The sequence below is a fragment of the Burkholderia sp. PR2 genome, assembly GCF_052372875.1.
Lineage (GTDB): Bacteria > Pseudomonadota > Gammaproteobacteria > Burkholderiales > Burkholderiaceae > Burkholderia > Burkholderia diffusa.
Map to the genome: position 1 here is coordinate 871,254 of NZ_JBQRWH010000002.1, position 14,088 is coordinate 885,341.

The following is a 14,088-nucleotide window of genomic DNA, read 5'->3' on the forward strand; positions in this document are numbered from 1 at the left end:
TGGCGGGTCAGGTGCGGGCGTTCGAGGTACGCGCAACCGGCGCGGAGGCGGGCATGGACGTCGCCGCGCGTGGCGCTGACGGCACACCGCTTGCCGTGGCCGGTTGCGCTGCCGGCGAAGCGGCCGGCACCGCGCTGTGCTCGACCGACACGATCTTCACGGTTTCGCCGCTTGCGATCGAATCGCCCGGGTTGTCGATCACGCGATCGGTCGCGCCGAGCCCGGCGACGATCTCGACATGCGTGCCGAAATCGCGTCCGATCTGCACGGTCTTCAGCGCCGTGCGTCCATTCGCGTCGACCGTTGCAACCGTCACGCCGTTCGGTCGATACAGCAGTGCACTGACCGGCAGCTCGAACGTCGGCGCCGCGCTCGGCACGAGCAGGTGCGCCTGCGCATACGCGCCGGGCAGCAACGCGCCATCGCGATTGTCGACGTCGATCTCGACACGCAGCGTGCGCGTGACCGGGTCGATCGCGCCCGCGCTGCGGGCGACGTGCGCGGCGAAGCGCCGCCCCGGATACTGCTGCGTGGTCAGGTAGACGGCCGTGCCGGTGGAGATGCCGGCCGCGCTGTCCTGCGGCACGTCGACGAACACGCGCAGCGTGTCGGTCTGCTCCAGATGGAACAGTTCGCCCGACAGTCCGGGGCTGCCCGGCGTGCCGCCCGCCGTCACGAGCGTGCCGACGTCGACGTTGCGCGCGGTAATCACGCCGTCGAATGGCGCGCTCACCGATTCGAACGATACGAGTTCGTTCAGATGGGCGGTATTGGCCTGCGCGGATGAGAGCATCGCGCGCTTCGCGTTCATGTCGGCCACCTTCGTGTCGGTGTCCTGCTGCGACACCGATTGCGTCTTCAGCATGTCCTGCCAGCGCTGCGCGGTCGATTTCGCATAGTCGTAGTTCGCTTGCGCGGTCGCCGCGTCCGCGCGCGCCTGGCGCAACTGCGCGTCGAGGTCGGGCGCGGTGATCTGCGCGAGCGTTTGCCCGGCCTTCACATGCGTGCCGATGTCCGCGCTCCAGTGGGCGATGTAGCCGCTGGTACGCGCGTAGATCGACGCTTCCGCATACGGCGTCACGGCACCCGGCAGCGTGAGCGTCTGGTCGGCCGGCGCGGCGCCGGGCTGGATCACGGTCACCGGCAGCGCCTGCTGCGCCGCCACCTGGTGGCGCTGCGCGGCGCGCGCGGCGATGCGCGGCACGATGCCGATCGCGAGCAGCGTGGCGGCGAAGGCAATCGCGGCAAGCGGGACGGCCAGCTTGCGGCCGCGCCGGGACGGCGGCGTTTCTGGCGTTGCGCCGCGTGCGGCAGGCGGCATCGTTGCCGGTTCGGCAGCCGGCGGCGGGGTCAGTGGTTCGGTCGTGTCGTTCATGATGAGTTCGATGTCGGGCGAGTCGTAGGGAATCGGGATGCGTTCTTGATCAGCGCACCACCGGCATGTCCTGCACGCGGCGGGCGGCGGCCGCTTCGCGGCGTCGGTCGAGCCACGCGTGGATGAAGCCGAACAGCACAGGTACGAACAGCAGTGTCGACAGCGTGCCGAACGCCAGACCGCCGATCACCGCACGGCCAAGCGGGGCATTTTGTTCGCCGCCGTCGCCGAGGCCGAGCGCCATCGGCAGCATGCCGATCAGCATCGCGAGCGCGGTCATCACGACCGGACGGAAGCGGCTGAATCCGGCCTCGAGCGCAGCCTGCCACGGTGATGCGCCGCTTGCGATCAGCTCGCGCGCCGCGTTGACGACGAGGATGCTGTTCGCGGTCGCGATGCCGATGCACAGGATCGTGCCGGTCAGCGCGGGCACCGACAGCGTGGTGCGCGTGACGAACAGCATCCACGAGATGCCCGCCAGCGACGCGGGCAGGCCGCCAACGATCACGAGCGGGTCCAGCCACGACTGGAAGTTGACGACCATCAGCAAGTAGACGAGCGCGATCGCGATCGCGAGGCCGCCGAGCAGTCCGGTAAACGATTCGTGCATCGCCTGTACCTGGCCGCGCAGCACGATCGACGAACCGGGCGGCAGTTGGGCGCGCGCATCGTCGACGAGCTTCGTCACGTCGGCCGTGACGCCGCCCAGATCGCGTCCCTGCACCGACGCGAAGATGTCGAGCACGGGCTGCACGTTGTAGTGCGACACCACGGCCTGTTGCGTCGCGCGGGAGAACGCGCCCATTGCGCCGAGCAGGTTCTGTGCGGGCGCGCCTGCGGCCGGACCGCCGGCGGGCGTCTGCGGCGGGCGCGCGGTACCCGCAGGCAGCGGTATGTTCGCCAGCGCCTGCAGCGAATCGACCGAATACTGCGGGGCCTGCACGATCAACGGGTAGCTGACGCCGTTGCGCGGATCGAGCCAGAAGTTCGGCGTCGTCTGCGAACTGCCCGACAGCGCGATCAGCAAGTTCTGCGCGACGTCGCGTTGTTCGAGGCCGGCCTGAATCGCCTTCGTGCGGTCCACGTCGACGTTGATCGCCGGCTCGTCGCCCGGCTGCTGGATGCGCGTATCGACGAGGCCGCGCACGCCGCGCAGCTTCGCAAGCAGCGCGTTCGCCACCGCGCGGTTCTGGTCCAGCTTGTTGCCGACGATTTGGATGTCGACCGGCGCGGGCAGTCCGAAATTGAGAATCTGGCTGACGATGTCGGCCGGCAGGAATGCGAACGTTACGCCCGGGAACGATTGGGCCAGCAGGTTGCGCAGCTTCGCGACATACGCCGCCGTCGGCGCATGGTTCGGCTTCAGCGTGATGTTCACGTCCGCATCTTCGGTGCCGATCGGGTCGGACGAGTCGTACGTGAGGTTGATCCCGCTCACCGGCACGCCGATGTTGTCGAGCATGCCGGCCAGCTGGTTCGCCGGAATCACGGTACGGATGCGCGCTTCCACTTCGTCGGTGAGGCGCGCGGTTTCCTCGATCCGCGTGCCGGTCGGTGCGCGCAGATGCAGACGGATCTCGCCCGTGTCGACCGACGGGAAGAAGTCCTGGCCGGCGAATGCGAACAGGCCGGTCGATGCGGCGCACGCAAGAAGAAACCCGGCCGCGAAACGGCGGCGATTCGAGATCGCTGCCGACAGCAGTGCGCGATAGCGCAGCCGGACCGCCTCGAAGCGACGTTCGAACGTGGCCTGAAATCGTGCGATGCGCGCGAATATGCCACGCGACGGGCGGCCTTGTCCCTTTGCGCGCATCAGGACCATGGCGAGCGTCGGCACCAGCGTACGCGAGAAGAAATACGACGCGACCATCGCGAAGATCACCGCTTCGGCCAACGGCACGAACAGGTAGCGCGCGACGCCCGTGAGCATGAACATCGGCACGAACACGATGCAGATCGACAGCGTCGATACGAAGGTCGGCACGGCAATTTCGCCCGAGCCGGTCAGAATGGCGTCTTCCAGCGGCGCGCCGCGTTCGAGATGGTGCGTGATGTTCTCGATCGCGACGGTCGCGTCGTCGACGAGTATCCCGACCGCGAGCGCGAGCCCACCGAGCGTCATGATGTTGATGGTCTGGCCGAGCGCGCCCAGCGCGAGCAGCGATGTGAGCACGGCGAGTGGAATCGATACGGCGATGATCAACGTCGCGCGCCAGCTGCCGAGGAACAACAGGATCATCAGCGCGGTCAGGCAGGCGGCGATCAGCGCTTCGCGCACGACGCCCTGCACCGCCGCCTTCACGAACACCGACTGATCGCCGAGCGCGGAGATGTGCAGCGCTTTCGGCAAGCCGGCCGCGATCTTCGGCAGCATCGCCTTGACCTGGTCGATGATCGTCAGTGTCGACGCGCTGCCGGTCTTCTCGACGGTCAGCAGCGCCGCGCGCTTGCCGTCGACGCGCACGATGTTGGTCTGCGGTGCGTACCCGTCGCGAACGTGCGCGACGTCGTGCACATAGACCACGTTGCCGTCGATCGTCTTGACGGGCAGGTTGTTCAGCGCGGCGACCGTCTGTGTGCTGCCGTTCATCTGCACGTTGTACTCGCGCGTGCCGATCTTCGCGGTGCCGCCCGGCAGGATCAGGTTCTGCGCGTTGATCGCGTTCACCACGTCGATCGGCGCGAGCCCCTTCGCCTGCAGCGCGCGCGTGTCGAGATCGACGACGATCTGGCGAATCTTGCCGCCGAACGGCAGCGGTACCGCCGCGCCTTGCACCGTCGCGAGCTGCGTGCGGATGAAGCTGTTGCCGAGGTCGTACAGTTGCTGTTCGGCAAGCGTGTTGCTCGACAGTCCGAGCTGCAGGATCGGCACCGTCGACGCGTTGTACGTGATGATGTTCGGCGGCAGCGTGCCGGGCGGCAGGATCCGCAGGATCGACGCGGAATTGCTCGCGGCTTCCGCGATCGCGCGATTGATGTCCGCGCCGGGGTGGAAGAAGATCTTCACGACCGACACCCCGTTCAGCGACTGCGATTCGATGTGCTCGATGTCGTCGACGTCCGACGTCAGTGCGCGCTCGTAGTTGGACGTGATTCGCTTGGCCATGTCCTCGGCGGAAAAGCCGTTGTATGACCAGACGATGCTGACGACTGGAATGTCGATGTTCGGGAAGATGTCGGTCGGCATGCGCAGGATCGCGAGCGGCCCCGCGATGAAGATCAGCAGTGCGAGTACGACGAATGTATAGGGCCTGCGCAACGCCAGCCGGACGATCCACATGATTTTTTTCCTCGAAGCAGGGCATGGGTGCCGCATTCGATGCGGTGAGCATGCAGTCTGCTGGCGCGGCGTTGACCCGTTGCTGACCTGAACATTACGAAACCGTTATCCGTGCGTGGGCGACGGATTTCAAAGTTGTCATCTGCCGGTCAGCGTGGGGTGCGGGTCGATCGCCAGAATGGACGTGTCAGGCGGCGAATCGCAATTGCGGTCACGCCGGCGGCGCATCGACGATGCGTCTTCATTGAACCGTTCTCGGGAGTTTCATCATGAATCGCAAACTGATCGCAGCCGCGCTGCTCGCCGTCGTCGTCGGAACGCCGGTCGCCGCCTTCGCACAAACTTCGTCGTCCGGCGTGACCCGTGCCGAGGTAATCGCCGATCTCGTTCAGGCACAACGCGACGGCACCGTACCCACGTCGAACTCCGACTATCCGCCGAGCGCGGCGACGGTCGCACGCAACCGCGAGCTCTACGCGATCGCGCACGGTGACCAGCGCACCGGCATGGCCGCCGCGGCAACGACCGTATCGACCGCGAGCGCGCAATGAAGCAGGGGAACGCGACGAAGCTCCGTTCCCGGATGGTGGTCGCCGCGCTGCTCGCGGCGACGGCCATGCCGGCCTTTGCGCGCGGGCAGCCGGAATTGCCGAGCGACGACGGCAGCCGTGCGAGTGTGCTGCGCGAGCTCGATCCGACGCAGGCGTCGGATGATGCGCGATCGCGCACGGCATTCGCCTCCTCGCATGGCGGCGGCAATGCACACGGGACTGCCGCGACCTGGCGGGTCCGAGCCTCGTCGAGCCCACAGGGGTGATCCGGGGCGCCGCCTCGAGATCCTGTTCACGCACGTACGTCGAAGTCGGCGCGACAGTGAGCCGCGACGGTGTAACCCTGTCGCGCGTCGGCCATCACCCGGGCGATCGGCTGGGTCGCATCGCCAGTTTCGCCCACCGTGTCTGAAGTCCCGATACCGAATCCGTACGCACGGCCACGCATGCGGAGCCCGCATGCCGGCCCGGACGACGGTGTCAAAAAGGTGTCGTGCGGATTGGCACGGGACATCGGCGGGGTAACCGCCGGCGTCGTCAAGCAAGCCTTTGGGATGCCTACAGGAATGGTCGCTTTCCCTGCTAGCCGGTGCGTCGTGCCCGGCGCACCGAAGCAAGCCATCGGACGGCGCCAATCACGAGCCGGTTCCGATGATTGTCAAACAGTGTGAGTCAATCGTCAGCATTTGCAACGGAAGTAACAGTCCCCGCAATTCGACGGTTTTGGGCGGCGGCGCCGCTACATTAGCTCCACCTGCCGCACGTCGCGGTGAGGCATGCGACCAGCCGCGGAACGCGGCCCGCAGCAACAACGTCTTTGGGGAGAATGACCATGAACAAGATTCGCACGATTCTGCTTGGCGCCGCGCTGACGGCAATCGCATCGGCGGCTTTCGCACAAACGGCCCAGACGGGCGCTGAGGGTTCCGCCGGCGTCGGCGCCCAAGTCCAGACGCCGCTGCTCGGCGGCGGCGTGGGCGTGCAGGCAGGTGCCGGCGCGAATGCCGCGGGCTCGGGTTCGGGCGCAGGCAACGTCGTCGTCGGTGCGCTGAACGGCGTGGGCAAGACGGTTGGCGGCGTCGGCTCGGCGGCCGGTAACGCTGTCGGTGGCGCGACGCAGGCAGTCGGTTCGGCCGCCGGTTCGGCGAAGGACGCGGCGGTATCGGCCACGCACGCGGCGAAGTCGCACGTGAAGCACGTCGCTAGCTCGGCGAAGAACCATGCGCAAGGCGCGGTGTCGACGGCGGGCGATGTCGCCGGCGGCGCGAAGGCGAAGGCTGGCGAAGCGCTCGAAGGCGCGACGAACTCGGTGCAGGGCGGCGCATCGGTCGGCTTGAAGGGTTCGGCGTCGGCGCAAGGCGGCGCGCTGTAAGCAACCTGCGTCCCGCACAGGCCCGGCCCGCTTCGATGCGGGCCGGGCTTTTTTTATTGATGCGCCGTGCATCGTGACCGGAGGCGTGTGCCGCGGACCGAAACAGGCGGTCCGTATACTCTCTGCCCATTGCCTGCACGCCATGCTTAAATAGCGGGGCTCCCGGGCACCGAGGCTCCCGGCATGGTCCGGTAACATGCCGAGGCATCACGAATTCGAAGTACGGCGAGACGGCGAACGCCGGTGTCATCGGCGTCGCATTGTTCGCGCGGAAGGAAAGCGCCCAGGAAGCGCTGCGTCGCAACGCGAATCCGCCCCGGACAACGACAACGGCTTTGCACTGCCGCCCGTGACGCGCGGCGAGTGACGCCGACGAACTTCGCCGTCGTCGGGATGCTGGGCCGTGGTCTGCGCGGTACCCGCTTTCAGGTACCATCCCGACCCGCTGGCGACGGGCGGCCGTGCCCGGCGTTCGATCGCGCACGATGCCGGTCGACATCGCCCCTTCGTCATGAAACAGAGGAATCTTCGTGAAGTTCATCCACGCGGCAGACATTCACCTTGACAGTCCGTTGCACGGCCTGAGCGCGTATCCCGACGCGCCGGCCGCGCAGTTGCGCAACGCGTCGCGCGAGGCGCTGCGGCAGCTCGTGGATCGTGCGATCGAAGAGGAAATTGCGTTCCTCGTGATCGCCGGCGACCTGTACGACGGCGACTGGAAGGACCACAACACCGGCATTTTCTTCGGCCAGCAAATGGGCCGCCTGCGCAAGGCCGGGATTCGCGCATTCGTGCTCGGCGGCAATCACGATGCCGAAAGCGAGATGACGAAGAAGCTCACGTTGCCCGACAACGTCACCGTGTTCGGCCATCGCAAGCCGGAAACCCACCGGCTGCCGGAATTCGACGTGGCGCTGCACGGGCAGAGCTTCAAGGACAAGGCTGTCGTCGACAATCTCGCGATCGGCTATCCGGACCCGGTGCCGGGTTACTACAACATCGGCGTGCTGCACACCGCGCTCGAAGGCTATGCGGCGCATGCGAACTATGCGCCGTGCACGCTGGCGGAACTGCACGCGAAGGGCTACGACTACTGGGCGCTCGGCCACGTGCACGAGTTCCAGCAATGGTCGGGGCCGTCGACCGTCGTGTTTCCCGGCAACCTGCAGGGTCGCCATATCCGCGAGACGGGCCGCCGCGGCGCGGTGCTCGTGACGATCGAGCAGGGGCGCACGCACATCGAACGTCTGTATCTCGACGTATTGCGCTGGGAAGCCGTGTCGGTCGACGCGTCCGACTGTCTCACGGTCGCCGACCTGTCGAGAAAGATCGGCCAGTCGCTGGAGGCGCTGCTGAACGTCGATGGCCATGTGCCGCGCGCGGTGCGCGTGACGGTCACGGGGCGTACGCCCGCGCACGGCCTCTTTTTCGGGCGCGCCCCGCAACTGCGCGCGGAGGTGCTGAACCAGATCGGCATCATCGGCAACGAACGGCTGTGGCTGGAGAAGGTTCGGCTCGCGACATCCGCGCCCGAGCAGCCGCAGGGCGAGAGCGAGCAACTCGAGGCGCTGGAGGATCTCAAGCAGATCCTGGCCGATGCCGCGCACGATCCGGATTTCCTCGCGCTGCTTGAGCGCGACCTGAAGCCGTTCATCGGCAAGGTGCGCAGCGACGTGAAGGAGGAGGTGCCGCTGCTGACGATAGCGCGCGCCGGCGAACTCACGGCGCTGGTCGAGCAGGTCGGGCCCGCGTTGCTCGCGCGGCTGGCGAGGGGGGAATAAGCGATGCGCATCAGCCAGCTCGATCTGATCAAGTACGGCAAGTTCACCGACGAGACGCTGCGCTTTCCGTCGGCCGGCCAGGATTTCCACGTGATCGTGGGGCCGAACGAGGCCGGCAAGTCGACGATCCGGACGGCCGTGTCGGAACTGTTGTTCGGGATGAAGCTGCAGACGCCGCTCGACTTCCTGCATGCGACGCCCGAACTGCGGATCGGCGGCGTGCTGGAGAGCGGCACCGGCGCGCTCGCATTTCATCGCGCCCGCGGACGCAGCCCGCTGCGCACACCCGCCGACGACAAGCTGCCGGACGACTATCTGAACGCCATCGTCGACGGCGCGACGCGCGAGTTCTTCGAGCAGATGTTCGGGCTCGACCACGGTCGGCTCGTCGACGGCGGCCGGAGCATACTCGATGCGTCCGACAAACTCGGCCAGGTGCTGTTCGAATCGGCGGCGGGCGTCGGCACGCTCGGGCCTGTGCGCGAGGAGCTCGACGCGCGAGCGGGCGAGCTGTGGGCGCCGCGACGCAGCGGCAGCGCATTCGCGCAGGCCGAGGCATTGTTCAACGAAGCAGTCGGCGAACTGAAGGCGGTCCAGGTGCGCACGCGCGACTGGGTCGATCGCAAGGAAGCGCGCGATGCGGTCGAGCAGGAGATCGAGCAGGCGCGCGCGGAGCAGCGCCGGCTTGAAGCGCTGCGCTCGAAGCTCGAGCGCGTGCGGCGGCTGGCGCCGTACCTGAAGGAATTGACGATCAAGGAAGCGGCGCTTGCCGAACTGGGCGCCGTCGTCGAATTGCCGCCGACCGCGTACGCAGACCTGCTGAAAGCGCAAGGCGATCTCGCGGCCGAACAGAAGGTGCTCGAGGAGCGCCGCGCGGACCTGCTCGCGAAACGGCAGGCGCGCGACGCGATCGATCCGGATGCCGACGCGCTGGCTCTCGAAGGCGACATCGAAGCACTCGACCGGTTGCGCGGCGCCTGCATGAATCACGCACAGGATCTGCTGTTGCTCGGCGCGGACGTAGAGCGGCATCTGTCCGCTGCCGGTTCCGCCGCGGCTCAGCTCGGCTGGCCGACCGACGAGGCGTCACTGCGCGCGGCACTGCCGAGCGCGCTGTCGCTGAAGACGGTCGCGAACCTGTTGCGCGATCACGGCGCGCTGCATCAGGCGCTGGCCGGCGCGCGCGAATCGCTCGACGAACGCACGCAGGAACTCGCGCAGGCGCAGGAACAACTGGCGCGCCTGTCGACGGTCGATGTGCCGGAAGTGCTTCGAGCGGCGCTTGCCGACGCGCAGGGCTTTCGCAGCAGCGGCCAGCGCGAACAGGCGCTCGAACGCGACATTGCCGCCGCAGAGCGCGCGCTCGCCGATGCGGTCGATGCGCTCGGCCAGTGGCGCAAGCCGGTCGACGCGCTGCGGGTGCTCGATGTGCCGTCGGCGGCGCGGCTCGGCGCGCTGCTCAACGAAGCAAGCGAGCGCGCGAGCGCGGCGGCTGCCGCACGCGATGCGCGGGACGGCGCGCAGGAGGAACTCGAGCGGCTCGAATTGCAGGAGAAGCATTTCGCCGAGACTCACAAGGTCGTCACGACCGCCGAGGTGCTGGCGGCACGCGCACGCCGCGACGATGCGTGGGGCGATATCCGCAGCGGCGCGGTCGATCTCGCAACGGGTGCGCCGGCCGTCGACGATGCGATACGCCTCGCCGACGAACTGGTCGATGCGCAGCTCGGTGCCACGCAAGCGGCGGCGACGTTGCAATCGCTGCGTCAGCAGGTCGAATCCGCCCGCGCGGTATTGACGCGCCGGCAGGCGGCAGTCGACGAGCGCGAGCGCGAGCTGGCCGCGCACCGCGACGCATGGTCCGACCTCGCGACGACGGCCGGCGTGCCCGGCATGCCGCTGGCAGCGATGGGCGACTGGCTCGCGAAGCGCGACGTGGTGTTTGCAGCGCAGCTCGAGCTTGACCGCCAGCGCCGCGAATTCGAGACGATCCGCGAAGCACGGGCCGGCGCGGAGGCTACGTTGCGTACGGCGCTGCGCCTGGTTTCGCGCGGCAGCGACGCCGACGGGCTGGCGGCGCTCATCGCGATCGCCGAGACGTTCGTGCAATCGGCTGAAAAGACGCTCGCGCAGAAGGACAGCCTGGAGGACCGCGCGCGCGAAGCCGAACGCGGCTGCGCGACGGCCCGTTCACGCGCCGGCCAGGCCCAGGAGGCCTACGATGCGTGGCAAGCGCAATGGCGCGATGCGCTCGCCGACGCGAAGCTGTCAGCGAATGCGGTGACGCTGGCCGCAGCGGAAGGGGCGCTCGGGCTCGCGAATGCGGTGACGGCCGAACTGGCCGGCGCCGATGCGCCGCGCAACCGGATGGCCGCGATCCGTGCGGAGCTGGCCGCGCTCGAGGCCGGCGCACGGCGGCTCGCTGATGCGCTGGAGCCAGCATGGCAGGCGAGCGGCGACTGGCTGGACGTTGCGCGCCGGTTGACGATGCGCGTGGCGGCCGCACGGGAAACCGCGCGCGCGATCGATCGCGCCGACGAGGCGGTGCGGCAGGCCGACGGCAAGGTCGCCGATGCGGCCGCCGCGGTGGCGGGTGCGGATGCACGCATTCAGCCGTTGCTGCAACTGGCCGGCGTTGCGTCGATCGATGCGGCGCTGCCGCTGGCCGAGCGATCGGATCGGCAGCGCCAGCTTCGGCAGGCTGTCGATGCCGCGAAGGAGGCGCTGGTGCGCGATGGCGACGGGTTGTCCCAGGCGGCCGTCAAGGCCGAGGTCGCGGAACAGGACATCGCAGACGTGCCCGCGCATCTCGAAGCAGTGAAGCAGTCGCTCGGCGACGTCGGCAAGCGCCTGAACACGCTCGCGCAGCAACAGGTCGTCGCCCAGCAGGCGTTCGGTGCGATCGACGGCCAGGCGAGCGCGGCCGTGGCCGAGGCGAAGCGGCAGGAAGCGCTGGCCGCGATGGGTGACGCGGCCGAACAGTATCTGGAAGCGGCGACGGCGAGCCGTCTGCTGAAGTGGGCGACCGATCGCTATCGCGACCAGAAGCAGGGGCCGATGCTGCGCCGGGCGGGCGAGATTTTCGCGGGGCTCACGCTCGGCGAATTTTCGCGGTTGACCGTCGACACCGAACGGACGCCGCCCGCGCTGTACGCGCGGCGCACGAAGGGCACGTCGGTCGAGGTGGCCGGCCTGAGCGAAGGCACGCGCGACCAGTTGTTCCTCGCGCTGCGGATCGCGGCGCTCGAACTGCAGCTCGCCAGCCGGACCGCTCTGCCGTTCGTTGCCGACGATCTGTTCATCAACTTCGACGATGCGCGTGCGAAGGCGGGGCTCGAGGCGCTGCGCGATCTGTCGACGCGAACCCAGGTGCTGTTCCTGACGCACCACGATCACCTGCTGCCGCTCGTGCGGGACGTGTTCGGCGCGCAGGTCAACGTGGTCGCGCTGCAGCGCGAGGTAGCCGGCGCATGACACGGGGCTGCCCGATGGTCCCGATACTTGGGAATGGTCATCGCGTGCAGGTAGTATGTGCGGTTCCGAAACGGACGTGACCGGTTCTGCCGGCCGCAGTCCGGCCATACGAGGGATCAATATGAACAAGCTGGTAGCTGCCATCGCATTCGCGGCGGACAAGCATCGCAATCAGCGGCGCAAGGATGACGAGGCATCGCCGTACATCAACCATCCGATCGCGCTGGCCGATGTGCTGGCCAACGAAGCCGGCATCGAGGACGAGCGCGTGATCGTCGCGGCCGTGTTGCACGACACGATCGAGGATACGGAGACAACCGAGCAGGAACTGCTGCGGCTGTTCGGCAAGGACATCGCGGACATCGTGATGGAAGTCACCGACGACAAGTCGTTGCCGAAGGACGAACGCAAGCGCCTTCAGGTCGAGCATGCGGCGAACATCAGCCGGCGCGCGAAGCTCGTGAAGCTGGCCGACAAGATCTGCAACCTGCGCGACATCACGCGGCATCCGCCCGCGGACTGGCCGCTCGAGCGCAAGCAGGCGTACTTCGACTGGGCGAAGTCGGTCGTCGACCGGATGCGCGGCGTGCATCCCGGCCTGGAAGGAATTTTCGATGCCGCGTACGACGCGCGGCCGGCGGACTGACGCGCAGCCATGCAGGCGGCCCGATCCCGATCCCGATCCGTCGCGTGGTCATCGCCTGCGGTGGCGGGCGTCGACGTCGGCGGCGACAAGAAGCAATGCGATCTCGTGATCCTGCGCGGCTCGACGATCGTCTGCCGCGAGGCGCGGATCGCGCCCGAAGCGCTGCCTGCGCTGTGTATCGAGCATGACGTGGTGGCCGTCGGCGTCGATGCGCCGAGCCTGTGGTGGACGGGAAGCGGACGCCGCGCGGCCGAGCAGGCGCTCGCGCTTGAACGGATCTCGTGTTTCCCGACGCCATCGCGCGAGCAGGCCGTGGCCAGCACGTCGGGCTTCTTCGACTGGATGTTCATGGGAGAGCGCGTCTACCGCGCGCTGGCCGACGCCTATCCGCTGCTGACCGACGCACGCTATGCCGGCGGGTGCGTGAGCTTCGAGACTTATCCGTACGCGATTACCTGCGCGATGCTTGGCAAGGCGATCGCGTCGGCGAAGCAGAAACGCAACCAGCGCAGGCAATTGCTGATCAAACTCGGGATCGACGTGTCGACACTGCGATCGGTCGACGCGCGGGACGCGACGTTGTGCGCATTGACCGCGCAATACGTGATCGACGGAAACGCGCACGCGTATGGCGATGCGGCGGGCGGGTACATCCGTGTGCCGATCGTCGGCGAGGCGATCGTGCTCGATACGCTCTAGTCACTCACGGGCCGCGGTTGGCTGCTACCCGTGAATCCGTGACGGCAAGGTGAGCTTTTGCGGGGGACGTATCTGATCGTCGACGTCAAGGTGCCGAGCAGTGACAGCCGGTCGGCATGTGCGAAGCCGGTGGCATGCGCAATCTGTTTAGTCGATGCGCCGTGCGCCTCCCGGCCGTGCTGCTCAGTCTTCGAGAATGGACTTCGGCACGCTGGAGAGATCGCAGGCAGCCGCGTGCTCGAAATAGCCTTGCGCATCGTCGATCATCACGACCGCGACGTCGATCAGCTCGTCGAGTCGCTGCAGCAGCGATTCGCGCCACTCGATGTCCTCATCGCGCTCGGGCGTCTTGTCGAGCTGCTCGATGATCGAGTCGGCCGTTTGCAGGAACGGGATCGCCTGTTGATAGTTTTCGATCGAGACCATCGCTGCGTTGCGCGCGCCGACAAGTCGTTCACGATGCTCATCCGCCAATTCGGATACGCCGCTGATGCGCGGCAGGACATCCGAGATGCGTTGCAGTAGCGGTGGTACCTGTTCTTCGAGCATGACGGCGCGCTCGCGCAGCGCGGCGTATTCATCGCGGAGATCGGCGTCGCCGGATTGAGTGGTGCTGTCCATCGTCGGTATGAGAGGGTTGTTCGATCGCGGCATGATACTCGACGGCGTGCGCCTCCTTTGTTTGATCCGCAGCCGGGTGACCGGCCTGAGGCAAATGCGGGCGTTCTCGAACAGCGGATGTTGTCGCCCCACCGGTATAGGAGTTAAGAAGGACTCGCCCTGAATCTGTCGCGGACTCTCCGCGCTGAGGCAATGTGGAGCGCCCCACCCCCAAAGCCCCCGTGCGCGTTAGCGCGCGGGGGCTTTTTCAAAATATTTTCACAAATGGGGTTGCGCAGACCGGGGCAGG

10 protein-coding genes are annotated in these 14,088 nt (G+C 67.5%); 7 read left to right on the plus strand and 3 right to left on the minus strand.

The window, feature by feature from the left end; translation table 11 throughout:
• Positions 1–7 precede the first annotated feature (7 nt).
• Together ACT2FV_RS15550 and ACT2FV_RS15555 are read right to left on the minus strand one after the other, a co-directional pair.
• Positions 8–1,375 (minus strand): efflux RND transporter periplasmic adaptor subunit, encoded by a 1,368-nt coding sequence (locus tag ACT2FV_RS15550; RefSeq protein ID WP_444504257.1) that lies wholly within the window; start codon positions 1,373–1,375, stop codon positions 8–10.
• A gap of 49 nt (positions 1,376–1,424) precedes the next feature.
• Positions 1,425–4,655, minus strand: coding sequence for an efflux RND transporter permease subunit (locus ACT2FV_RS15555; RefSeq protein ID WP_444504258.1), 3,231 nt, complete (start codon positions 4,653–4,655; stop codon positions 1,425–1,427).
• A gap of 269 nt (positions 4,656–4,924) precedes the next feature.
• Between ACT2FV_RS15555 and ACT2FV_RS15560 the strand changes: the two genes are divergently transcribed.
• From ACT2FV_RS15560 to ACT2FV_RS15590, 7 genes are all read left to right on the plus strand, one after another.
• Positions 4,925–5,206 carry a DUF4148 domain-containing protein gene (locus ACT2FV_RS15560; protein WP_059600819.1) on the plus strand — a complete coding sequence of 94 codons (282 nt, stop codon included), beginning with the start codon at positions 4,925–4,927 and terminating at the stop codon, positions 5,204–5,206.
• The gene (locus ACT2FV_RS15565; RefSeq protein ID WP_444504259.1) at positions 5,203–5,472 is read left to right on the plus strand and encodes a hypothetical protein; all 270 of its coding nucleotides are present in this window, start codon (positions 5,203–5,205) and stop codon (positions 5,470–5,472) included. Before ACT2FV_RS15560 ends, ACT2FV_RS15565 begins: the two co-directional genes overlap by 4 nt.
• 566 nt (positions 5,473–6,038) lie before the next feature.
• Positions 6,039–6,578 (plus strand): hypothetical protein, encoded by a 540-nt coding sequence (locus ACT2FV_RS15570; RefSeq protein WP_444504260.1) that lies wholly within the window; start codon positions 6,039–6,041, stop codon positions 6,576–6,578.
• Positions 6,579–7,108: 530 nt separating this feature from the next.
• Positions 7,109–8,359 (plus strand): metallophosphoesterase family protein, encoded by a 1,251-nt coding sequence (locus tag ACT2FV_RS15575; protein ID WP_444504261.1) that lies wholly within the window; start codon positions 7,109–7,111, stop codon positions 8,357–8,359.
• Positions 8,360–8,362: 3 nt separating this feature from the next.
• Positions 8,363–11,833 carry an AAA family ATPase gene (locus tag ACT2FV_RS15580; protein ID WP_444504262.1) on the plus strand — a complete coding sequence of 1,157 codons (3,471 nt, stop codon included), beginning with the start codon at positions 8,363–8,365 and terminating at the stop codon, positions 11,831–11,833.
• Between the two features lie 121 nt (positions 11,834–11,954).
• The gene (locus ACT2FV_RS15585) at positions 11,955–12,479 is read left to right on the plus strand and encodes an HD domain-containing protein (protein WP_444504263.1); all 525 of its coding nucleotides are present in this window, start codon (positions 11,955–11,957) and stop codon (positions 12,477–12,479) included.
• Between the two features lie 9 nt (positions 12,480–12,488).
• Positions 12,489–13,178: a DUF429 domain-containing protein gene (locus tag ACT2FV_RS15590; protein WP_444504264.1), complete on the plus strand. Its 690-nt coding sequence runs from the start codon at positions 12,489–12,491 to the stop codon at positions 13,176–13,178.
• A gap of 183 nt (positions 13,179–13,361) precedes the next feature.
• Here the strand turns inward: ACT2FV_RS15590 and ACT2FV_RS15595 are convergent, their stop codons facing one another.
• Entirely contained in the window at positions 13,362–13,832 is a 471-nt protein-coding gene (locus ACT2FV_RS15595; RefSeq protein ID WP_059600836.1) for a hypothetical protein, read from the minus strand.
• Positions 13,833–14,088: the final 256 nt, after the last annotated feature.